Genomic DNA, 22,001 nt, shown 5'->3' with positions numbered 1-22,001 from the left:
TAGTTTGTAAGTTCGTAATTTCGTACTCACACGACATCCATAAGAGAACTTTAAACACATATCAGATCCACGGCGAAGGGAGCAAGGGCATGAAAACAATGAAAGTAGGTATTATCGGCTGTGGTAAAATCAGCGGCATCTATATGGAGAACTGCCACCGTTTCGAGGTGCTTGAGCTGGTTGCGGTTGCCGACCTGGATCGGAATCGGGCAGAGGAGCAAGCTGCTGCATACAACGTTCCTAACGTATACACTGTGGACGAAATGTTTGCGAGTCCCGAGATCGAGCTGATCATCAATCTGACGATTCCTGCCGTGCATGCCGAAGTATGCATACGTGCGCTGGAATCGGGCAAACACGTTTATGTCGAAAAACCGCTCGCGGTTACCCGTGAAGAAGGGCAGGCTGTACTTGAAACAGCCAAACGCAAAGGCCTTCTTGTAGGTTGTGCACCTGAAACCTTCTTCGGTTCAGGCATCCAGACAGCACTGCAGCTCGTAGAGGACGGTATTATCGGGAAGCCGGTAGCGGCAACGGCCTTCATGATGAGCCGGGGACATGAGTTCTGGCATCCTGATCCCGAATTCTATTATGCAAGCGGCGGAGGGCCGATGTTTGATATGGGGCCTTATTATTTGACCGCGCTTGTTCAATTGCTGGGACCCATTAAGTCCATTGCGGGAATGACGGGTAAAGCGATGACAGAACGAACCATTACGAGTGAGAAAAAGAGAGGCCAGATCATCCCCGTTGACATTCCAACCCATGTCACCGGTCTGCTCCAATTTGAGCAGGGAGCCATCGGTACACTGATTACAAGCTTTGATGTATTTGGTGGAAGTGCATTACCTCCGATTGAGATTTACGGCACACATGGCACACTGCAGGTCCCTGACCCGAACACCTTTGGTGGCCCAGTTCGTTATCGTTTGCTGGGTGAGCATGAATGGACAGAAGCTCCGCTCCTTCCAGGGTACCAGGAAAATACGCGCGGCATCGGCGTGGCGGATATGGCGTATGCCGTTCAAAGCGGCCGCGCACATCGGGCAAGCGGCGAGCTCGCCTACCACGTACTTGAAGCCATGTGGGCTTTCCATGACTCTTCGGATGAGCAGACCTTTTACAAGATGCAGAGCACATGTCGGCGTCCAGCGGCGTTGCCAGTGAACCTGCCACTATATACGCTGGATCAGTAAGAAGGGTACAACTTCTAACCAGCATGACAGAAATAAACAGCCTCTTTCCAAGAAACTGGTAAAGAGGCTGTTTTGTATAGCAAGAGTATCGTGTGCAAGTGTATAATGCAAATTTACCGTTGTTTGATCTGACATTTAGCAGAATGTATCTATAATCAAGGCTCAAATCCAGCCTGACTAATATAGATCTCCTGTTCTGCAAAATGCATCTGCATTTGCTTTACAACCATTTTGTAAGCATCCGGTCGATACCAGTGCTGCATCCCGATCTCCTGGTAAAGAGCCTCCATCCCAAGTCTCCGTGTGCGCTTGCCTTCGCTGCCGTCACCCATGAAATAGTCATCAATACACACGCGCTGAACAAGCGGCCTCAGAGTAGACGCAAACTGTTCACTGCTTGGCAATACAGGCGCAATGGCTACTTGAGTCGGAATACCAGCTTCACGTAGTTGTTTAAGCGCACGTAAGCGACCTGCTATAGGTGGCGCAGAGGGGGTAAAGTGCTTCCTGATATCGTCTTGATCTGTCTCAACGGTCATGCTTACTCGCACGCGTTCACCAAGCTTCTGCAGCACATCGATATCACGAGTAACAAGCGGACTCCGGGTCTGCACCAAGATAAAATCCGGCGGTTCGATCAGCATCGTTTCCAGCAACGAACGTGTAATTTGTTCCTGCGCTTCGACGGGTTGATAAGGGTCGGTGCTGGACGACATGAATATCGTTACTTTTCCTTTCTTACGGGCTCGTTGCAATTCTTTGGCGAGAATACCGGAGGCTTCTTTTTTCACATCTACCCAGCTTCCCCAGTCTTCCTTACGAAATAAGTTGACAGGCATCTGTCTAACGTAACAGTAGGAACATCCGAAGGTGCAACCGGTATAGGGATTCAAGGTGTGGGTGTACCCGTTCAGGAAGCCAGTGCCTTTGTTTAATAACGTTTTAGGAATTTTATAAGCCAATTGAGTCTTCATGAACTTTCATGCCTTTCCCTGTAATATGCAGGAGTATATCCGGTGTGTTTACGAAAAACGGAAATGAAATATGCCGGATTCGATATCCCTACTTGGCGTGCGATTTCGTTGACGGTGAGACGTGTACGTTTAAGAAGGGTTTGCGCTTCGCTGATACGTTTCGCTTGGATATATTGAACAGGGGTTTGACCCGTAATGCGTTTGAACACTCTATGCAGATGGTACGGACTCCCATGGCTTACAGCAGCAAGTACATCAAGCGCTAACGGTTCGGCGTAGTGTTTATCAATATATTCGGTAACCCCGTGTATCCACTCCTGGTCTGGCACGTGTTCTCCTGTAGGTTTACAGCGTTTGCACGGTCTGAATTTGTGAGCCAGCGCTTGTTCGGCATTTTGAAAAATCAGGACATTGTCCGATTTCGGCGCTCTTGATTTGCATGAGGGACGACAGAAAATACCGGTTGTTTGTACAGCGTAGAAAAACGTACCATCGTACGTGTGATCATTCTGGATTATTGCATTCCAGTATTCATGGGGAATCCACGAAGGCAGGGTATTCTGTTGCTCTGTAGGTTTCATAAGGTTCACCTCTGCTTTAATTATACCCTGCACGGTCGGGGAATGACGAAGTTTTGAATTGAAATCGCAAGATCTCAATATTGAGCAGTTACGAAGTTCGTAAGGAATGTTCCAAGCTTACTCCTTGATGTTTTCAATTCTCAGAGCTGATCTAAGAGGCGGGTTGGAATCATTTTGGTTAATGTCAGCAGTGACTCTCACTTTTTGTCCAACTTCAATCGAATCATAGTTTTCTTTATCGAGGTAATAATATGCAGCCTCTTGATCTTGTCCTAGTTCTGCAAATTTCTCGGGATTTCCATTTTCCAAATCTTCCTTACTTATATTTTGGAGCATAAGAAATCTGTACGTATCATTCTTAACTTCTTTATAAACCACAGTACCCTCGTAAATTGGATAATTTATTTGTTCTTCTTTCTTAGAGCAGCCTGTAAATACAATCATACTAATAAGAATAAATAGCATTACTTTTTTCATGAGAGACCTCCGTAAGCGGGATAAGAAGCTGTTATAATCTAGCTTAATCAATAGATCAATCCAGCAACAGCAAACGAACAAACACCTGCTAAAGTAGACCATTTAGCAACTTTCTTCTTTATTTCACGATCTTCCCTAGATTCTGAATGAAAATTACCTCTTTGTTGATAACCCGTTGTCCATGCTCCAATGCAAACTCCAGAAACAAAAATGAGAATGATCCCTAGATAAATAAAATAATTCATATTGCATCTCCTTCCTAAATACCCTAATTCTTATTTAGAACGTTTTTTTAAGGGAAACGTTGCAATAGAATTAACTAAGTTCTATTCGCGTTAGCCCCCAGAACTAACAAAGCTAAGCCTAATGAAGTATAGCTTCTACCCAGAACACTGCGATGAACAGATTTAACTGAAATTGTGAAAAATACATGGGATTCAATCTCTCAGTACTAGGTGAGACAAGCTCTTTCTTCATTCCTGCTGAAATATACGCTACAATACAAAGGATAGGTCATCTATACGAGTTGAACTGAACATTTCTCCGCTTGTATAGCATTGATCGTTCTAATCTTCTGAATCAATAACAAATAACAAACATCAGTCATAAACGAAAGAGGTAGATAGACATGGTTCGATTCGGTGTAGTAGGTACCAACTGGATTACGGAAAGGTTGCTGGAATCTGCACTTCAAGTGCAAGGGTTCGAGCTTACTGCGGTATATTCGCGGACAGAGGATAAGGCTAACGCATTTGCAGATCGGTATGATGCAGTCTATCGTTTTACGGATTTGGAAGAAATGGCAGCGAGTGATGCGCTGGATGCGGTATATATTGCCACGCCGAATACACTGCATGCACAGCAGGCGGAGCTTTTTCTGAGAAATGGCAAGCATGTACTGTGCGAGAAACCTCTGGCGGCTAATGTGGCAGAAGTACACAGCATGTTCGAGACAGCGCGTAAGCATGATGTGCTGCTGATGGAAGCGATGAAGTCAACGCTCGTTCCGGTGTTTAAAAGTGTAGAGAAGCATGTGCCCAAAATCGGCCCTGTTCGCAAGTACATAGCGGGTTATTCGCAGTATTCTTCGCGTTATGACAAGTATAAGGAAGGGATCGTGTTAAACGCCTTCAAGCCTGAGCTCGCTAATGGGGCGTTAATGGATCTGGGTGTGTATTGTCTATACCCGCTCATCACGCTATTTGGAGCACCTAAACAGGTTCAAGCCCAGGCGATGATGCTGGAATCCGGTGTCGACGGGCAAGGAAGTGTGTTGCTGAATTATGATGGAATGGATGCAGTTGTTACGTACTCCAAAATCGCGAATTCACATGTATCTAGCGAAATTATGGGCGAGCGCGGAAGTATCATCATCGATAAGATTGGATCGCCTGAACATGCAGAGATTCGTTATAATGACGGTACGATTGAGGTACTGACGGTGGAACAGCCGCATCCCGCGATGTATTATGAAGTGGAGGAGTTCGTGAATCTGGTGCAGCAAGGAAAATTAGAATCCGCTATGAACACGTACGAACGCTCCCATCAGACGATGCAGGTCATGGATCAGATCAGGCAACAGATTGGTCTTGTTTTTCCTAATGATTAAACGAGAGATTTGATATGAGAGGAAGTAAAAGAGATGAGCCGAGAAGAGCAGAGGATTGAGAATAATCAGCAGAGCAGAGAAGAACGGGAACGTTTGAAAGACAGCTTAAGCATGAAGATGAAGCACAGCAAACAGATGCATCAGCAAGAAGAGAGCGGTCTGGAGCTATCCCAGATTGTTTTTATAGGAAGAACGTTTGATGAATACATGAGTATGTTTGATCTGACCAGGGAGGAACTAGCAGGCCAGAACATCCTGGATTGCCCTGGAGGTGCTTGTTCGTTCAGTAGTCAGGCTCGGAAGCTTGGGGCTTATGCTGTTGCGGCAGATATCGTTTACCAGTATGGCAGGAATGAACTTGAAACGAAGGGCCTTCAGGACATTGAACATACGATGAAACAGATCCATGCTGTTCAAGGGAAGTACATGTGGGATCGATTTGGAACAATCGAAGGGTTGAGGGAAGAACGATTGCGTGCGATTACGGATTGTGTGGAAGATATGAGGCATCATCCTGATAGTTATGTGGTTACTGAACTACCTGATCTCCCTTTTAAAGAAGAGCAGTTTGATTTGACCTTATCCGCACATTTCTTATTTACCTATGCAGATCGGTTGGATTTTGATTTCCATGTTGGAACGTTGCTGGAGATGCTACGTGTCACAAGGCATGAAGTACGTATTTTTCCGACGGTAGATCTGTCAGGCAAGCGTTATGAATATATGGATGAACTGATGATGTTTTTGGAAAATAAGGGCTATCTTCTATCTGAAGTTAGAACGTCATATGAATTTCAGCGTAATGCTCATACGATGCTTCGGATAAGAAAGCCTTCACTTTAGACAGATACGATTGGAGGGAAACGAGATGAAGAAGGTTCTTATTCTTGGAGGTACACGTTTCTTCGGAAAACGACTTGCGGATCATTTGATCTGGGAGGGGGAGTCCGAGATCACGATCGCGACTCGTGGACAGACGGAGGTTGATTTTGGAGCGGAAGTGAAGCGCATCCGGATGGATCGGGAAGACCCTCTGTCTGTAACAGAGGCTGCACAGTCGGATGAGTGGGATGTCGTCTACGATAATATCTGTTACTCTCCCAATGAAGCCAAGGCTGCTTGTGAAGCATTTGCGGGACGAACCAAAAGATATGTGTTAACCTCTACACTTTCGGTGTATGGAGAACCAAGAGAAGGTTTTGTGGAAACGGATTTTGATCCGTATGCGTATCCGCTGCAGTACGGCAACAAGGAGGACTTTGCTTACGGTGAAGGCAAACGGCTTGCCGAAGCTGTGTTTTTCCAAACGGCGTCCTTCCCGGTAGCAGCCATGCGTATCCCTATTGTACTTGGTATGGATGATTATACGAGAAGGCTTCATTTTCATATCAAACACGTACAGCAAGGAAAACCGATAGGTATGCCGAATCCAGATGCCGAGATTGGGTTTATTCATTCAACGGAAGCGGCAAGGTTCCTTGCCTGGCTTGGTAATGTGTCGTTAATTGGACCTGTGAATGCTGCGTCGAAGGGGGCGATTACTCTCACGGCGATGATGCAGCTAATCGAAACGGTGACGGGCATGCAGGCTCAGATTCTGAAGCAAACCGTGGACGAAGATATGTCGCCTTTCGGAGTGCAGCAATCATGGACGATGGACACATCCAAAGCAGAGCATGCAGGGTATACGTTTGAAGAGCTTATGGACTGGTTTCCGGGTCTTGTGCGAGAGATCGCTCTTGCGCTACAGTCGGAACGATAATCACGCTATGGGATGCACTTATCCGTTATAAGTGAGCTGATAGAGATATGCTTGTTATTCAACTAAAAGCTTAAATTGATCAGGCAAAAAAACAGGATGACCAGAGATATGATCTCGGGCAGGTCCTGTTTTTTGTCTTTTTTCTCGTGTATATATCACATATATAAATTAAACTTTTCTTTTACACATAAACGAAGAGGGCAGAAAAATCCGGGGATAACAGCTACCCTCAAGGTTATTCTGTCATCGGCGTGGAACTGCGTAAAATCTCTACTTCAATTTGTATAACATCAATTAGTAGGCGGAACAGAAGCGGATGTACGTATTCGTAGCTCGGAAGATAGGATCATATTTTCAGCGTCAGATGACAGTTTCCCTTCAATCCGGTCTATCAGCATATTCATTCCTTGATATCCGAATTCATAAGCAGGTTGTGCAATGACGGTCAGAAAAGGATCAGAGGCGGAAGCCAGATCAAGGTCATCGAAACAAACGACAGAGATATCCTCGGGTACTCTGATTCCTCGTTTGCGCAGCAGACGGATCACTCCAATCGCCAGCATGTTGTTTGCCGCAAAAATAGCTGTAGGTTGCTGTGACCTAGAGAGCAAACGTTCCAATCCTTCATCATCACTAAAATCACGATAGCTTGTACGAAGTATAAGTGAAGGATCAGGTGTAATCCCTGCTTCCTGCAGTCCTTCGATATAACCATCTTCACGCAGTCTGGCAGTCGAAACTTCAGAAGAACCGTTGACCAGTGCAATGTGCTCGTGTCCAAGTTGAATAAGGTAACGTATAAGCTCTATTGCGCCTTCTCGGCTGTCTCCGGCAATCACATCTGAAGTGATACCGGGCACGGTTCGATCCAAAAACACAAATGGAATGTTTCGAGCCTGCAACTGTTGCAGATGGGGAAGAGAGCGATCTCCTGCAGGTGCAAAGAGCACGCCATCTACCCGTGTCGACAGGATCGCCTCCACGTAATCTTTTTCTTTTCGATAATCCTCGTCACTGTTGCCAAATAAAACACGATAACCCCGAAGATGCGCGGCATCCTCCGCTCCACGGGCCAGCGTTGTATAGAAAGGGTTGGTAATGTCCGTAATTAGCAAAGACACCATATGAGTTCGCTGCAACACCAGACTTCGTGCATTGGAGTTAGGAATGTAGCCCAGTTCATCGATGACCTGTTGCACACGTTCACGTGTAGCCGTGCTGATGCGACCTGTGCGATTAATGACTTTGGAGACAGTCATCGCAGAGACATTTGCTTTTTTGGCAATATCATAGATTGTAATCAAATGGAATCGAACCTTTCCACAGCATAGTCCTTTCATTTTAAAGGATAATGGTAATTGACAGCAACATAGGAGCGTGGTAAGTTAGGGTTACCGATAACCCAAAAGGTCATTCTATGGTCTTAACTGGTCTTTAAATTGCTGGATTAAGCTCCATAAGCTCTATTTCAATCCGTTTTAAGTAAAGTTAAGATAATCGTTTTCTAAGTTGTTTCTCGAATAACAATCTCTATAAATTTATTTATTTACTCAACAAAGTGACCGTTCTCGTTATTTTCATGATGGTTTCATTGTCCACCAAGGTACAGTGAATGACATTGGATGATGATTAATGAGAGTGGTTTATTTTTTAAAAATTATGTAAACGTATTCAATCATTCAACGCGTGTGGTTATCGGCAAATATTCACCCGTAATGTAATCTGATGTCTTTTTCCTTTGTTGCTCATCGTTCAGTCAGAATATTCTCAATTCCACATGCATTTATTGAAATGCACTAAAAGGAGGACGTTCTCGCATGACTCATCAGGATTATCGTTATCAACAGGCTTTTCCTAAGATTGGTATTCGTCCCACAATAGATGGCAGACGCAAGGGTGTGCGTGAGTCGTTGGAAGAGCAAACGATGCGCATGGCAACGTCGGTAGCTGAGTTGATCTCATCCGAACTTCGGTATGCCGATGGTTCTCCAGTCGAATGCGTGGTCGCGGAGACCTGTATCGGCGGTGTTGCTGAAGCCGCCGCCGCCGCGGCGTTGTTCAGCCGTTCGAATGTTGGTGTAACGATTACGGTAACGCCTTGCTGGTGTTATGGTACGGAAACGATGGATATGTCACCGTCTATACCAACGGCCATCTGGGGCTTTAATGGCACAGAGCGACCGGGAGCCGTATATTTGGCTGCCGTGCTGTCTGCACATGCACAGAAAGGGATTCCTGCGTTCGGCATCTATGGTGAAGATGTTCAGGACGGCGGTGATACTAGCATTCCAGATGATGTGCGTGACAAGCTACTCCGGTTCAGCCGTGCTGGACTTGCGGCGGCCACAATGAAGGGGCAGGCATATTTGTCCATTGGCTCCGTGTCGATGGGGATTGCAGGTTCCATCGTCAATGATTCTTTTTTCCAAGAATATCTGGGCATGCGAAACGAATATGTGGATATGAGCGAATTGACGCGGCGGATTGAAGAAGAAATTTACGATCCTGAAGAATACGAGCGGGCACTAGCCTGGGTGAAGGAAAATTGCATTGAAGGACCGGATAACAATCCCGAGCATCTTCAGTCTGATCGAAAACGTAAAGACGACGAATGGAAGACCGTTGTTAAAATGACCCAAATCGTACGTGATCTGATGGCTGGCAATCCGAAACTTGCTACGCTTGGATATGAAGAAGAGGCCATGGGCCATCATGCCATTGTTTCCGGTTTCCAGGGCCAGCGGCAATGGACGGATCATGCGCCTAATGGAGATTTTCTGGAATCTATATTGAACTCCACGTTCGATTGGAATGGTAAACGCGCACCCTATCTTGTGGCAACGGAGAATGACAGTTTAAACGGTGTATCCATGTTGTTTGGTTCACTATTGACACATACGGCCCAGATTTTTGCGGATGTCCGCACGTATTGGAGCCCTGGTTCGGTGAAACGTGTGACTGGACATCAACTGGAAGGGCACGGGACAGCGGGAATTCTGCATCTGATCAATTCCGGCTCTGCTGCCCTTGATGGGACTGGGGAGCAAACGAGTGATGGCAAGCCTGTGCTCAAACCTTTTTGGAAAATTACGGATGAAGAAGTCCAAAGTTGCCTGAAAGCGACTTCATGGAGACCGGCATCCGTTGAGTATTTCCGGGGGGGAGGCTACTCGGCTGACTTTTTGACCAAAGGCGGTATGCCTGTAACCATGACCCGTCTGAATCTCGTTAAGGGATTGGGGCCCGTGCTACAGATTGCCCAAGGTTACACGGTGGATCTGCCAGAGCATGTTCATGACACGCTGGATCAGCGCACCGATCCCACATGGCCATCGACCTGGTTTGCTCCAATTCTTACGGGTTCGGGAGCATTTACTTCGGTTTATGAGGTGATGAATCAATGGGGAGCGAACCATGGATCCATCTGTTATGGACATATCGGTGCAGATTTGATTACCTTAGCATCAATGCTGCGCATACCCGTAAATATGCACAATGTACCTCAGACAGAAATTTTCCGTCCACGTGCATGGGGATTGTTTGGCACAAGTGAGCCGGAAAGTGCGGATTATCGCGCTTGTCATGTATTCGGACCGTTGTATCGTTGAGTTGCCGAATTAAGGAGGCTTTCATATGAGCAATCAGGCTACATATGTGCTTGCTGCTGATTTCGGTGCTGGAAGTGGTCGAGTCGTACGGGGCGCTCTGGATGGACGCAGACTGACGCTACATGAGGTTCATCGCTTTCCTAATGAGCCGGTTCAGCTTCGGGGTGAATTGTACTGGGATTTCCTTCGTTTATTTTACGAGCTGAAACAAGGGATACGGAAAGGCACTGAAGGGATGGCGGGACAAATAACATCCATTGCGGTGGATACCTGGGGCGTGGATTATGGACTGATTGACTGTGCGGGAAGATTACGTAGGAATCCGCGTCATTATCGTGATACACGTCATGCGAAATCGATGAACGATGTGCTTCAGATGGTCAGTGAACAAGAGCTATATGCGATGTCAGGTGTGCTACCTCAGCAGATCAATACGATATTTCAGTTATTCGGTGAACTTCAGGACAGTAAGATCCATTCTCAAGATAGTATAATGAATCCGGATGCTGATACACGTCTATTATTCCTGCCGGACCTATTTAACTATTATCTGTCTGGCGAGCAAGCATGCGAGTATACGATAGCAAGCACAAGTGGTTTGTTGCATAGCGGGGAAGTGAAATGGAATGAACCATTATTGAGCCGCCTCGGTTTACCTGTGTCGTTATTTCCACGATTGGTACACTCAGGCACTGTACTAGGCCATTTATCAGACGATCTGGTTAGAGAACTACACACCGGTCCCATGAAAGTTGTTTCCGTGGGATCACATGATACGGCTTCAGCACTTGCGGCGATCCCGGCGACTGAATCGAACTATGCATTTATTAGCTGTGGAACTTGGTCCCTTATGGGGGTGGAACGTGATTCACCTGTGTTAAGTGTGCAGGCTCTTGAACTTGGATTTACGAATGAAGGAACCGTGAGCGGTAAGGTGAGAACGCTGAAAAATCGTTCAGGTCTGTGGTTGCTTCAGGAGTGTAAACGCCAGTGGGAACGGGAAAATCGAATATACTCCCACGAAGAGTTAGTCCAGCTTGCTGTATCAGCAGGTGCGCATCAATCGGTGGTATCGCCGGGAGATGATGTTTTTATGAGCCCAGGCGATATGCCTAAACGAATCAGGCAATATTGCGAGCGCACGTTCCAACCGGTTCCCGAATCCGTTGGAGCCATCGTTCGCTGTATATTGGAAAATCTGGCACTGGAGTTCAGGCAAACGCTGGATGAGCTTGAACAGATTACAGGCGTAAGGCCTCCTGTGATTCATATGGTTGGCGGTGGTGTCCACAATCGCCTGCTCTGTCAGTTTACGGCTAACGCCACGGGAGTTCCGGTAATTGCTGGCCCCGTTGAGGCATCTTCGGCGGGCAATTGCCTGCTTCAATATGTGGCTCTTGGTGAAGTAGGTGGTTTGCCCGAGATCCGTGACATTGTATCGGCCTCCTTCGATACGGAGATGTATACACCTCAGGATTCAGAGTGCTGGCAGGAAGCATATGGAAGGTACCGGCAATACAACCAACGGAAACAACACCAGCAATAAAGGAGTGGGAGAAACATGTCTGAACAGCAGATTAGAGAAGAACTAACCAAATATGCCCGTAAGGCAGTAACTCAAGGACTTGTTGTCGGGCCGGGAGGTAACATTAGTGCACGCTCAGGCAATACGATACTTTTATCTCCAAGCGGGTTCGCGCTAGAGGAACTGGAGCCGGATGAATGGATCGCGATTGATATGGAGACAGGAGAGACACAAGCAGGAGCCAGCCGTCCTTCGTCTGAAGTGCTCATGCATCTGTTCAGCTATCGTGCTAACCCGGATATTCAAGCAATCGTGCATACGCATCCGGCTTATACGATAGCCCTCAGTCTTGTTTTTGAGCATCTTCCGCACCTGTTTCCGGATCAGTCCGCCCTAGTTGGAGATATCGGATTTGTGCCTTACTTACTGCCAACGACCAAGCTTCTCGCCGATGCCGTTGCTGCTAAGGTGACCGAACATGCTGCGCTTATTCTCGTCAATCACGGTCTGGTTACGACAGGTAAAAATCTGCGCGAAGCCTATTACCGTACACAAGTGGTAGAAGAAAGTGCCAAGGTATATATGATTGCCAAGGCCGCAGGCGAACCTAAAATTTTGACGGATGCAGAATATAAAGAGATTCAATCCCTTGAAAGCGAAGCTTATCGAGTTCAGCTACTGCAACAGCTTAAATCTTGATCTGACTTAATCGTAAAATAGTAAATATTATACAGTCGCAAGGGGAGAACTACCAGGAGATGAGATTCGTCAAAATATGACATCTAAACAAGCGAATGATTCCCTTTTTCTCGACAACTATTGCATTACCTGAAATACCGAGTATAATACTGGGTAAATAGAACGAAAAGGGGATGCAATAAACGATGAAAACATATGCTGAATTGAACTCTCTTCTTGTTGACGATTATCTGGATCTCCTGAACATTGCAAAACAACTTGGTGATGAGGAATGGAAAGACGCGATCCTGCAAGCATTGAAGGAAGAAGTCGATGCCAACCATCACGTGGATTCAACCGAGGTGCGGCAAGATCTCTGGAATCAGTTTGAAGACATTAACGAGCAGATGCATGCTCTGTTGCTGGAATTGAAACAAGCCGAACACCCGGAAGAGAAAGAACAGATTATCGAGTTGATCTGGGGACTGAAAATAGACCGTCATGCGATTACTCGCAAGCTTGAAACGATGAGCCGTGCCAGTGCCGGAACGCACAAGGGCTGAGCATAAATATAAGTTATACAACACCGTTATACCGTACGGATTTACACGAAAAACCCGCATCAACCCTAGAAATTCACTCTAAGGGCTGTGATGCGGGTTTTATTTATCATGGGGATGATAGTTGCGTCCTAGTTGCAGCAGGTTGCCCGGTATATCTCACTTAGAACTGCTTGGCAAAACGCTGCGCTTCTTCAATTCCTTTTTGTTTGATCTCCTCCGCACGATCACTGAACTGGTTATGTCCTTCAACAAAAATGCCATCCAGCTTCGGTACACCCAAAAATGACATGATGATGCCCAAATAACGATGTCCCGATTCCATCTGAGCCGCAGGTCCTTCGGAATAGATACCGCCACGGGCTTGGATGTGCAATGCTTTTTTATCCGTCAGAAGTCCTACCGGACCTTGCTCTGTATAACGAAACGTTTTGCCAGCTACACAGATGGAATCAATATATGCTTTAAGCACAGGCGGGAAGGAGAAATTCCACAGTGGTGAAACGAATACATATTTGTCTGCATTCGCGAACTGGTCAGATAGTTCATTCAGCCGTTGCACTTTGGACTGTTCTTCAGAGCTCAGGTCGCCTCCAGCTTGCAGCTTGCCCCATCCACTGAATACATCCGCGTCAATATGTGGAATATGGGAACGGTACAGATCGAGATGAATGATTTCGTCTGAAGCATGACTTTCTTTGTAAGCATCAATAAACGCTTTGCCGGCAGCCATACTGAACGAGGTTTGATGATCGTGCGGGTGGGCAGTAATATACAATAAAGTAGACATTGTGTTGAATCCTCGCTTTCGAATGTAAATTGGAATCTTTAGATGGTGGACATTGAACCTGAACATCAACAAGAACATCGAAACAGCTTCAGTGACTGGAGTAGTATGATGTGTATTGCTTTTTTTTATTCAAAAGTTCGAGTAAGTGGAAGGCATTTTAGTCATTGATTAGTGCAAGTAGGATGTATTCTGACCTATTGGCAAAATATAGTGATGGAAACTTTAATATATGTATAATATATAAAGACAAGTATTGTAGCGAAGCGAGCAAACGATAATAAGATGAGTGAGATGAATGCACATGGGAATGGACTTGGAGAAACAGCGATTAAGCATTGAAGCGGCAAAATTGTATTATCAATCCGATTACAGTCAGCAGGATATTGCCTCAAGATTGGGTGTGTCACGTCCTACCGTATCGAGACTTCTTCAATATGCCAAAGACCGAGGGTACGTGCGCATTGAAATTATGGACCCGCTGGAGGATATTGATATTATCGGCGGAGAACTGAAAGCCAAATACAATCTGGAGACGGCACTGGTATGTTTCGCACCTTTGAAGAGTGATGAAGAAATTCAGAAGCATATAAGCAAGAGAGCTGCGGACTATTTACAAGATACGGTGCAGGATGCGGACATTATCGGCGTAACTTGGGGAACAACGATGCATGCGGTCGCACGTCAACTCAGGCCCAAACAGGTCAAAGGCGTAGAAGTGGTACAGCTCAAAGGGGGCGTAAGCCACTCCCATGTAAACACATACGCTGCGGATATTGTGCATCTGTTTGCAGAGGCGTTCCACACGGTTCCCAGGTATCTGCCGCTTCCGGTGATCTTCGATAATATTGAAGTGAAAAAAATGGTCGAGGCCGATCGCCACATTGGACGCATTGTTGAACTGGGAAGGCAGGCGAACATCGCCATATTTACGGTGGGAACCGTGAAAGAGGATGCACTTCTGTTCAAGCTGGGATACTTTAACGAACAAGAGCAGGAGCTTCTAATGAAGTCCGGTGCGGGTGACATTTGTTCACGTTTTTTTGATGCGGAAGGGCATCTGATCAGTGAGGAAATTAACAGCAGGACGGTCGGGATTGACTTGGCTGAATTAAGAAATAAGGAGAAATCGATTCTCGTTGCTGGCGGCGGACGCAAAATTGAAGCAATTCATGCGGCTCTGAAAGGCCAATATGCCAATATTCTGGTTACGGATCAATACACGGCGCAGGCGTTGCTTCGTTTATAGGAAAGCGAATAGAACGGTTACTCATGTGGCTGACTACTCTTGTCAATTGCCCAACTCCATATTTGGTATCAACAGTGACAACATCTGCCATGACATTCAGGCGGATGTTTTGCTATGTAAGGCGGAAAATAAACACGGAAGAAGGAATTTTCCACTGGTGTAACACAAAGTTCACTTTTCGATCCACAAAATGAAGTGTGAACGAATGTTCAAGTTGATTTTTACATATGTTCATGGTAGTGTAAGGATATAAGTTCACCAGTTCAGATAAGGGAGAGATTTCAATTGACTACACCACAATTAGCCAAAATGATCGACCACACGTTGCTTCGTGCAGACGCAACCCGGAATGAGATTACAAAACTGACGGAAGAAGCAAAACAGTACCAGTTTGCATCGGTATGTGTGAATCCGGGTTGGGTTTCTTACGCTGCAGAGCAGCTTCAAGGCACTGGCGTAGATATCTGTACAGTTATTGGTTTCCCTCTGGGGGCATCTACTTCCGAAACAAAGGCATTTGAAACGAAAGATGCCATTGCTAAAGGGGCAACAGAAGTTGATATGGTCATCAATATTAGCGCACTGAAAGACGGCAAAGATGATGTCGTAGAGCAGGACATTCGTGCTGTAGTTGAAGCTGCGGCAGGTACATTGGTGAAAGTAATTATTGAAACTTGTCTGTTGACAGATGATGAAAAAGTACGTGCTTGTCAAGCGGCTGTCAGAGCCGGAGCAGATTTTGTAAAAACATCAACTGGTTTCTCCACAGGTGGGGCAACACCTGAAGATATCGCACTGATGCGCCGTACCGTTGGTCCAGACGTAGGAGTTAAAGCTTCTGGCGGCGTTCGCAGTCTCGAAGATATGCAGAAAATGATTGAAGCTGGTGCGACACGGATCGGAGCAAGCTCTGGCGTGAAAATCATGCAAGGTGGTCAGTCCACTTCTTCTTATTAAAATGGTTAAACTCCTGAACTCTGCCTGAAATGCATGACAGGGTTCAGGGCCATTTTTCACTTGAACATGCAACGTAATATATCCTGTTGTTTGTAAGCGCTTTATAAAAATTTCTGAAATCATATGTTATGAAATGACACAAAATAAGATTCAGTAACCCTTTGAGCAGTTTATACAACGGGATTAACGACCTTCAAAGGAGAGATCACATGAAATACATTATTGCCATCCTTGGCTTACTCGTTGTTTTTGGACTGGCTTATATCGCCAGTAACGGCAAGAAACAGATTCGATACCGACCGCTTGCGGTAATGATTGTTTTGCAGATTATATTGGCTTACGCTTTGCTGAATACGGAAGTGGGAACCTGGCTGATTGGCGGATTTTCCACCGTATTTAAAAACTTGCTTGATTATGCAGCCGAAGGGATCACCTTTGTTTTCGGTGGTCTGATCAACATTGGAGCAGAAGGCGGGAGTGGTCCGTTTTTCCTGACTGTGCTAATGCCGATTGTGGTCATCTCTGCCTTAATTGGTATCCTGCAGTATATCCGAATCTTACCTTTTGTTATAAAATATATTGGTCTGGTACTGAGCAAAATCAACGGAATGGGCAAACTGGAATCATATAACGCGGTTGCTTCGGCCATTCTGGGGCAATCTGAAGTGTTCATCTCCGTGAAAAAACAAATCGGGCTACTGCCGAAACATCGGCTGTACACCCTTTGTGCATCAGCAATGTCCACGGTATCGATGTCCATTGTCGGCGCCTATATGACAATGATTGAACCGAAATATGTAGTGACAGCGCTTGTGCTTAACCTTTTCGGCGGTTTTATTATCGCTTCCATCGTCAATCCGTATCGGGTTACGGCGGAAGAAGATATATTGGAAGTGCGGGAAGAAGAGAAACAATCGTTCTTCGAAATGCTGGGAGAATACATTCTGGACGGATTCAAAGTAGCAATTGTCGTAGCGGCGATGCTGATCGGTTTTGTCGCTCTGATTGCCTTGATTAACGGAATATTTAGCGCTGTAATCGGTATTTCGTTCCAGGAACTGCTTGGGTATGTGTTTGCACCGTTTGCCTTTGTTATGGGTGTCCCTTGGAAAGAAGCGATTCAGGCAGGCAGCATTATGGCTACTAAAATGGTGTCCAACGAATTTGTTGCGATGCTGAGTTTGAGCGAGCAAACGGCATTGTCTGCCAGAACAACAGGAATCGTATCCGTCTTCCTCGTATCCTTCGCCAACTTCTCCTCCATCGGTATTATTGCCGGTGCGGTGAAGGGACTTCATGAGAAACAGGGCAATGTGGTGGCCCGCTTCGGTCTGAAGTTGCTTTATGGTGCATCGCTGGTCAGCGTGCTGTCCGCGATCATCACTGGACTGTTTTTGTAAGTCAGATTATCGGAAGCTGGAAGGAGTGCTTAAGTTATGTCAACATTCAAAAGAGTACATCTGATCGTTATGGATTCTGTAGGAATCGGTGAAGCGCCGGATGCAGCCGAATTTGATGACTTTGACGTCGATACGTTGGGTCACATTGCACGTGAGCGTGGTGGTCTGAACATGCCAAATATGGCAAGTCTCGGACTGTCCAACATTGAACCAATCCAGGGTATCCCTTTGGCGGATAAACCCAAAGCGTATTACACCAAAATGCAGGAAGCTTCCCGTGGGAAAGACACGATGACAGGTCACTGGGAGATCATGGGGTTGTACATTGATACACCTTTCCGCGTGTTCGAGAACGGCTTCCCGGATGAGTTAATTCAGCGCATTGAAGAGAAAACGGGCCGTAAGGTCATTGGTAATAAACCAGCCAGCGGTACGGAAATTTTGGATGAACTGGGTGCGGAGCATGTGGAAACAGGTGCGTTGATCGTGTACACGTCAGCGGACTCTGTCCTTCAAATTGCAGCCCACGAGGACGTTGTTCCTTTGAAAGAACTGTATGAAATCTGTGAGTTCTGCCGTGAAATCACGCTTGAAGATCCGTACATGCTTGGCCGTATTATTGCCCGTCCGTTCGTCGGTGAAGCGGGGAACTGGAAACGTACTGCGAACCGTCATGACTACGCGCTGAAACCGTTCGGCCGCACGGTAATGAATGAATTGAAAGATGGCGGCTTGGATGTGATTGCTTTGGGTAAAATCTCCGACATTTATGACGGTGAAGGCGTAACGAAAGCTGTTCGCACCGTATCCAACATGGATGGGATGGACAAGTTATCTGAGACGCTGGACGAAGAATTTACCGGACTCAGCTTCCTGAACCTGGTTGATTTTGATGCATTATACGGTCACCGCCGCGATCCGCAAGGTTATGCGCAAGCCCTCGAAGATTATGATGCACGTTTACCAGAGATTTTTGCGAAAATGACAAATGATGATCTGTTGCTGATTACAGCTGACCATGGTAACGATCCAACCTATCGCGGCACAGATCATACGCGTGAATATGTACCACTGCTTGCTTACTCCCCACGTTTCAGTGAGGGTAAAAAGCTTGAACTGCGTAGCACGTTTGCCGATCTCGGTGCTACCGTAGCTGATAACTTTGGTGTGAAATTACCGGAGTATGGTAAAAGCTTTTTGAATGAGTTGAAATAACCTCGTTCAGATGCGGATGTAATAAACATATTTTAAATAATGTCTTGGGAAGAGAAGGCAGTTCAGGATGGTTGGATTCATCTTCTGCGTGCCTGCTCTGCCTGGATACGACTCACTGTGCTATAATGCCGAAGTTGAGGAAAGAGTCTGGGAGACCGTAGCGTGAAAAGTTGCTCTAACATTACTTGATATCAACAAAACTTGATCACAACAAGACTCGACATCAAGAACTACAGGTCATGTATATCGCACTAAAGATCATTTATATCGGAGGAGATTACACATGAGTACACATATCGGAGCAAAACCAGGAGATATCGCAGAAACGATCCTTTTGCCAGGAGATCCGTTGCGCGCGAAATACATTGCTGACACGTATTTGGAAGACGTTGTTTGTTACAACGAAGTTCGTGGCATGCTCGGTTTCACAGGTACATATCAAGGTCACCGGATTTCGGTGCAAGGTTCGGGTATGGGGATTCCATCCTTCGCAATCTATGCGAACGAGCTTATTAGCGAGTATGGCGTGAAAAACCTGATTCGTGTAGGTACTTGCGGAGGAATGCAGGAGCATGTACGTGTACGTGACGTTGTCCTTGCACAAGCAGCTTGTACGGATTCCAGCATGAACAAACATGTTTTCGGTGGATATGATTTCTCACCAATTGCGACCTTCTCGTTATTGAAAGAAGCGTATGATCGTGCTACTGCAAAAGGCATGAAAATCCACGTCGGTAACGTATTTAGCTCCGATTCCTTCTATCGCGATGACCGTTCCGTGACTGAGAAATTGATGAAACACGGCGTGCTCGGCGTGGAGATGGAAACAACAGCGCTTTACACGATTGCCGCGAAATTTGGCGTGAACGCTTTGACAATCCTGACGGTAAGCGATCACTTGCTGACAGGGGAAGAAACATCAGCTGAAGAGCGTCAAAAAACATTTAACGACATGATGGTTGTGGCGTTGGATACAGCAATTACACTGTAAACCTATCGAAACTGGTGTTGAAGCACGGAGTGGAGGAACCGAAATCGATTCTGGAGAAGCGAAGCGCTCGCCTTTGACTTCACATTTTAACCTCAGTAAAGGTGATTCAAAAAAAGGTGAAGACAACAGCGATCGAAAGAACGATCCGGGTACGGAACGGTCCCGCTCAACGGTATACATTAAACAATCCCTAATGGATTGTATCGAAACTGGTGTTGAAGCACGGAGTGGAGGAACCGGAATCGATTCTGGAGAAGCGAAGCGCTCGCCTTTGACTTCACATTTTAACCTCAGTAAAGGATATTCAAAAAAAGGTGAAGACAACAGCGATCGAAAGAACGATCCGGGTACGGAACGGTCCCGCTCAATGGTAAACATTAAACAATCCCTAATGGATTGTATCGAAACTGGTGTTGAAGCACGGAGTCGAGGAACCGGAATCGATTCTGGAGAAGCGAAGCGCTCGCCTTTGACTTCACATTTTAACCTCAGAAAAGGATATTCAAAAAAGGTGAAGACAACAGCGATCGAAAGAACGATCCGGGTACGGAACGGTCCCGCTCAACACGTGTTCTATACAATCCATTTTACAAAAGGAGAGGTCATCATGAGAATGGTAGACATTATTGCTAAAAAACGTGACGGAAAAGAACTGACCACAGAAGAGATCGATTTCGTCGTTCAAGGATATACACAAGGAGAAATCCCGGATTACCAAGTCAGCGCATGGGCGATGGCTGTATTTTTCAAGGATATGACGGATAAGGAACGTGCCGATCTGACGATGTCGATGGTAAACTCTGGCGAAACGATCGATCTATCTGCGATTGAAGGCATCAAAGTAGATAAACACTCCACTGGAGGCGTGGGAGACACGACGACACTGGTGCTTGCGCCACTCGTTGCTGCACTCGATGTACCTGTTGCGAAGATGTCTGGTCGCGGTCTGGGGCACACGGGCGGTACTACGGACAAGCTGGAATCCGTTGCGGGTTTCCACGTTGAGCTTGAAAAAGAAGAGTTTATTCGTCTCGTAAACGAACATAAAGTAGCGGTTATCGGTCAAAGTGGCAACCTGACACCTGCCGACAAAAAGCTGTACGCACTTCGTGACGTAACGGCAACAGTAAACTCGATCCCATTGATCGCCAGCTCCATCATGAGCAAAAAAATCGCAGCAGGTGCAGATGCGATCGTACTGGACGTAAAAACAGGCGCAGGTGCGTTTATGAAAACAACAGAAGATGCTAAAGAATTGGCACACGCCATGGTTAGCATTGGTAACAATGTAGGCCGTAAAACGATGGCTGTTATCTCCGACATGTCCCAGCCACTGGGTCTTGCCATCGGTAATGCTCTGGAAGTCAAAGAAGCAATTCTTACACTGCAAGGTAAAGGTCCGAAAGATCTGGAAGAACTGTGCCTGGCACTGGGGCGTCAGATGGTATATCTCGCAGGTAAAGCAGATTCACTGGAGCACGCGGAAGAGAAACTCAAAGAAGTCATCCAGAACGGTAAAGCGCTGGAGAAATTCAAACATTTCTTGGCCAACCAAGGCGGCGATGCTTCCGTGGTTGACCACCCAGAGCGCTTGCCACAAGCACAATATCTAATCGAAGTTCCAGCAGATCGTGACGGGTATGTAGCTGGGATCGTTGCAGATGAGATCGGAACAGCTGCGATGTTGCTTGGTGCAGGTCGTGCAACGAAAGAGTCCGAGATCGATCTGGCGGTTGGTTTGATGCTGAACAAAAAAGTTGGTGATTCAGTGAAAGCCGGTGAATCTTTGGTAACCATTCATGCAAATCGTGAAGATGTCGATGCCGTGATTGCAAAAATCAAAGAAAACATCACCATTGCAGATCATGCCGATGCACCTGTATTGGTTCATGATATCGTAACGGAGTAAAAGGATAAAATAAGGTAGACAAGCGGGATAGGTAAGCAGGGTAACGATGCATTCATGACTTACCTGCTGATTGTAGTCCGCTAGACTGCCACAAAACTGTCGCAAGATCTCTTTGCTGGCACAAAATTGTAAATACACACTTGTAAACACACAGGTGAACATCATATATGAAAAAAGACGGAGCAGATATTAATCTGCCCGTCTTTTTTGTTCGGAGACGAAGTGCACGCAAACTCGAATATACGGCTGAGCACATAATGCGACAAACCTCAGTCCAATGTTCTGGTTCTCTAATGAACCGTGAAAGTGCTACTTAGGTGCGCTTCGTTAGTTAAAAATGTTATGATCATCGTGATTATCATCACCAGCTCGGCTACTAACTTGTGCCCAATAGGGAGAGTCTGAAACGATCCAATGAGATTAATTTTCTAACGATCACCAGAAACGCTATTTGGGCTATTTCCCGACTTTAAATATTCTAACGATCACAGGAAACCTTATTTCTTAAATTTGAAGTGAGGTA

The 22,001-nt window shown here is 46.1% G+C and carries 20 protein-coding genes; 14 read left to right on the top strand and 6 right to left on the bottom strand.

All coding sequences use genetic code 11. The features are described 5' to 3' along the window. Positions 1 to 89: 89 nt before the first annotated feature. Positions 90 to 1,196: a Gfo/Idh/MocA family protein gene (locus tag Q9R46_RS11110; protein ID WP_311280081.1), complete on the top strand. Its 1,107-nt coding sequence runs from the start codon at positions 90 to 92 to the stop codon at positions 1,194 to 1,196. A 155-nt stretch (positions 1,197 to 1,351) separates the two neighbouring features. Here the strand turns inward: Q9R46_RS11110 and Q9R46_RS11105 are convergent, their stop codons facing one another. The 4 genes from Q9R46_RS11105 to Q9R46_RS11090 all read right to left on the bottom strand — a co-directional run bounded on the left by Q9R46_RS11105 (position 1,352) and on the right by Q9R46_RS11090 (position 3,473). Then, positions 1,352 to 2,170, bottom strand: a complete 819-nt coding sequence (locus Q9R46_RS11105; protein WP_311280080.1) for an SPL family radical SAM protein — start codon at positions 2,168 to 2,170, stop codon at positions 1,352 to 1,354. Next, positions 2,167 to 2,751, bottom strand: coding sequence for a bifunctional transcriptional activator/DNA repair enzyme AdaA (locus tag Q9R46_RS11100; RefSeq protein WP_311280079.1), 585 nt, complete (start codon positions 2,749 to 2,751; stop codon positions 2,167 to 2,169). Before Q9R46_RS11100 ends, Q9R46_RS11105 begins: the two co-directional genes overlap by 4 nt. Before the next feature lie 117 nt (positions 2,752 to 2,868). Beyond that, a complete protein-coding gene (locus tag Q9R46_RS11095) occupies positions 2,869 to 3,228 on the bottom strand; it encodes a DUF3221 domain-containing protein (RefSeq protein WP_311280078.1) in 360 nt (119 codons plus the stop codon). 47 nt (positions 3,229 to 3,275) lie between these two features. Continuing rightward, positions 3,276 to 3,473 (bottom strand): DUF5316 family protein, encoded by a 198-nt coding sequence (locus Q9R46_RS11090; protein WP_311280077.1) that lies wholly within the window; start codon positions 3,471 to 3,473, stop codon positions 3,276 to 3,278. A 383-nt stretch (positions 3,474 to 3,856) separates the two neighbouring features. Between Q9R46_RS11090 and Q9R46_RS11085 the strand changes: the two genes are divergently transcribed. Genes Q9R46_RS11085 through Q9R46_RS11075 form a run of 3 tightly spaced genes read left to right on the top strand, consistent with a single transcriptional unit; the run spans position 3,857 to position 6,599 of the window. Further along, positions 3,857 to 4,837, top strand: coding sequence for a Gfo/Idh/MocA family protein (locus tag Q9R46_RS11085; RefSeq protein ID WP_311280076.1), 981 nt, complete (start codon positions 3,857 to 3,859; stop codon positions 4,835 to 4,837). 33 nt (positions 4,838 to 4,870) lie between these two features. Further along, positions 4,871 to 5,680 (top strand): SAM-dependent methyltransferase, encoded by an 810-nt coding sequence (locus Q9R46_RS11080; RefSeq protein ID WP_397386341.1) that lies wholly within the window; start codon positions 4,871 to 4,873, stop codon positions 5,678 to 5,680. A gap of 25 nt (positions 5,681 to 5,705) precedes the next feature. Then, entirely contained in the window at positions 5,706 to 6,599 is an 894-nt protein-coding gene (locus tag Q9R46_RS11075) for an NAD-dependent epimerase/dehydratase family protein (protein WP_311280075.1), read from the top strand. A gap of 290 nt (positions 6,600 to 6,889) precedes the next feature. Here the strand turns inward: Q9R46_RS11075 and Q9R46_RS11070 are convergent, their stop codons facing one another. Continuing rightward, positions 6,890 to 7,903 carry a LacI family DNA-binding transcriptional regulator gene (locus tag Q9R46_RS11070; protein WP_311280074.1) on the bottom strand — a complete coding sequence of 338 codons (1,014 nt, stop codon included), beginning with the start codon at positions 7,901 to 7,903 and terminating at the stop codon, positions 6,890 to 6,892. A gap of 513 nt (positions 7,904 to 8,416) precedes the next feature. On the opposite strand from Q9R46_RS11070, the gene Q9R46_RS11065 reads away from it, so the two are divergent. From Q9R46_RS11065 to Q9R46_RS11050, 4 genes are all read left to right on the top strand, one after another. Continuing rightward, a complete protein-coding gene (locus tag Q9R46_RS11065; RefSeq protein WP_311280073.1) occupies positions 8,417 to 10,207 on the top strand; it encodes an L-fucose isomerase in 1,791 nt (596 codons plus the stop codon). 25 nt (positions 10,208 to 10,232) lie between these two features. Then, positions 10,233 to 11,753 carry a rhamnulokinase gene (locus Q9R46_RS11060; RefSeq protein WP_311280072.1) on the top strand — a complete coding sequence of 507 codons (1,521 nt, stop codon included), beginning with the start codon at positions 10,233 to 10,235 and terminating at the stop codon, positions 11,751 to 11,753. A 15-nt stretch (positions 11,754 to 11,768) separates the two neighbouring features. Further along, positions 11,769 to 12,431: a class II aldolase/adducin family protein gene (locus Q9R46_RS11055; protein ID WP_311280071.1), complete on the top strand. Its 663-nt coding sequence runs from the start codon at positions 11,769 to 11,771 to the stop codon at positions 12,429 to 12,431. A 185-nt stretch (positions 12,432 to 12,616) separates the two neighbouring features. Next, complete coding sequence (locus Q9R46_RS11050; protein WP_145331347.1) at positions 12,617 to 12,973, top strand: hypothetical protein; 357 nt, start codon at positions 12,617 to 12,619, stop codon at positions 12,971 to 12,973. Between the two features lie 160 nt (positions 12,974 to 13,133). Here the strand turns inward: Q9R46_RS11050 and Q9R46_RS11045 are convergent, their stop codons facing one another. Then, positions 13,134 to 13,760 (bottom strand): FMN-dependent NADH-azoreductase, encoded by a 627-nt coding sequence (locus tag Q9R46_RS11045; protein WP_311280070.1) that lies wholly within the window; start codon positions 13,758 to 13,760, stop codon positions 13,134 to 13,136. A 307-nt stretch (positions 13,761 to 14,067) separates the two neighbouring features. Between Q9R46_RS11045 and Q9R46_RS11040 the strand changes: the two genes are divergently transcribed. The 6 genes from Q9R46_RS11040 (at position 14,068) to Q9R46_RS11015 (ending at position 21,478) form a co-directional block, all read left to right on the top strand. Next, entirely contained in the window at positions 14,068 to 15,006 is a 939-nt protein-coding gene (locus tag Q9R46_RS11040) for a DNA-binding transcriptional repressor DeoR (protein WP_123066531.1), read from the top strand. Between the two features lie 309 nt (positions 15,007 to 15,315). Next, the gene (gene deoC, locus Q9R46_RS11035) at positions 15,316 to 15,963 is read left to right on the top strand and encodes a deoxyribose-phosphate aldolase (RefSeq protein ID WP_145332812.1); all 648 of its coding nucleotides are present in this window, start codon (positions 15,316 to 15,318) and stop codon (positions 15,961 to 15,963) included. 209 nt (positions 15,964 to 16,172) lie between these two features. Beyond that, entirely contained in the window at positions 16,173 to 17,363 is a 1,191-nt protein-coding gene (locus Q9R46_RS11030; protein WP_311280069.1) for a NupC/NupG family nucleoside CNT transporter, read from the top strand. A 36-nt stretch (positions 17,364 to 17,399) separates the two neighbouring features. After that, positions 17,400 to 18,578, top strand: coding sequence for a phosphopentomutase (deoB, locus tag Q9R46_RS11025; RefSeq protein WP_311280068.1), 1,179 nt, complete (start codon positions 17,400 to 17,402; stop codon positions 18,576 to 18,578). 283 nt (positions 18,579 to 18,861) lie between these two features. Continuing rightward, positions 18,862 to 19,569, top strand: a complete 708-nt coding sequence (gene deoD, locus Q9R46_RS11020; protein ID WP_145331338.1) for a purine-nucleoside phosphorylase — start codon at positions 18,862 to 18,864, stop codon at positions 19,567 to 19,569. A gap of 607 nt (positions 19,570 to 20,176) precedes the next feature. Next, positions 20,177 to 21,478 carry a pyrimidine-nucleoside phosphorylase gene (locus Q9R46_RS11015; protein ID WP_145331336.1) on the top strand — a complete coding sequence of 434 codons (1,302 nt, stop codon included), beginning with the start codon at positions 20,177 to 20,179 and terminating at the stop codon, positions 21,476 to 21,478. Positions 21,479 to 22,001: the final 523 nt, after the last annotated feature.

Source organism: Paenibacillus sp. RRE4 (genome assembly GCF_031844205.1).
In the GTDB taxonomy this organism is placed as follows: Bacteria; Bacillota; Bacilli; order Paenibacillales; family Paenibacillaceae; genus Paenibacillus; species Paenibacillus xylanexedens_B.
This window is presented reverse-complemented; position numbering and strand designations above follow the sequence as displayed.

Excerpts from the sequence above, each read along its gene's own strand:
- Q9R46_RS11085 (WP_311280076.1), top strand. The coding sequence starts at position 3,857 with ATGGTTCGATTCGGTGTAGTAGGTACCAACTGGATTACGGAAAGGTTG.
- Q9R46_RS11090 (WP_311280077.1), bottom strand. The coding sequence starts at position 3,473 with ATGAATTATTTTATTTATCTAGGGATCATTCTCATTTTTGTTTCTGGA.
- Q9R46_RS11095 (WP_311280078.1), bottom strand. The coding sequence starts at position 3,228 with ATGAAAAAAGTAATGCTATTTATTCTTATTAGTATGATTGTATTTACA.
- Q9R46_RS11065 (WP_311280073.1), top strand. The coding sequence starts at position 8,417 with ATGACTCATCAGGATTATCGTTATCAACAGGCTTTTCCTAAGATTGGT.
- Q9R46_RS11080 (WP_397386341.1), top strand. The coding sequence starts at position 4,871 with ATGAGCCGAGAAGAGCAGAGGATTGAGAATAATCAGCAGAGCAGAGAA.
- Q9R46_RS11100 (WP_311280079.1), bottom strand. The coding sequence starts at position 2,751 with ATGAAACCTACAGAGCAACAGAATACCCTGCCTTCGTGGATTCCCCAT.
- Q9R46_RS11045 (WP_311280070.1), bottom strand. The coding sequence starts at position 13,760 with ATGTCTACTTTATTGTATATTACTGCCCACCCGCACGATCATCAAACC.
- Q9R46_RS11075 (WP_311280075.1), top strand. The coding sequence starts at position 5,706 with ATGAAGAAGGTTCTTATTCTTGGAGGTACACGTTTCTTCGGAAAACGA.
- deoD (WP_145331338.1), top strand. The coding sequence starts at position 18,862 with ATGAGTACACATATCGGAGCAAAACCAGGAGATATCGCAGAAACGATC.
- Q9R46_RS11110 (WP_311280081.1), top strand. The coding sequence starts at position 90 with ATGAAAACAATGAAAGTAGGTATTATCGGCTGTGGTAAAATCAGCGGC.
- Q9R46_RS11105 (WP_311280080.1), bottom strand. The coding sequence starts at position 2,170 with ATGAAGACTCAATTGGCTTATAAAATTCCTAAAACGTTATTAAACAAA.
- deoC (WP_145332812.1), top strand. The coding sequence starts at position 15,316 with ATGATCGACCACACGTTGCTTCGTGCAGACGCAACCCGGAATGAGATT.
- Q9R46_RS11015 (WP_145331336.1), top strand. The coding sequence starts at position 20,177 with ATGAGAATGGTAGACATTATTGCTAAAAAACGTGACGGAAAAGAACTG.
- Q9R46_RS11055 (WP_311280071.1), top strand. The coding sequence starts at position 11,769 with ATGTCTGAACAGCAGATTAGAGAAGAACTAACCAAATATGCCCGTAAG.
- Q9R46_RS11040 (WP_123066531.1), top strand. The coding sequence starts at position 14,068 with ATGGACTTGGAGAAACAGCGATTAAGCATTGAAGCGGCAAAATTGTAT.
- deoB (WP_311280068.1), top strand. The coding sequence starts at position 17,400 with ATGTCAACATTCAAAAGAGTACATCTGATCGTTATGGATTCTGTAGGA.
- Q9R46_RS11050 (WP_145331347.1), top strand. The coding sequence starts at position 12,617 with ATGAAAACATATGCTGAATTGAACTCTCTTCTTGTTGACGATTATCTG.
- Q9R46_RS11060 (WP_311280072.1), top strand. The coding sequence starts at position 10,233 with ATGAGCAATCAGGCTACATATGTGCTTGCTGCTGATTTCGGTGCTGGA.
- Q9R46_RS11030 (WP_311280069.1), top strand. The coding sequence starts at position 16,173 with ATGAAATACATTATTGCCATCCTTGGCTTACTCGTTGTTTTTGGACTG.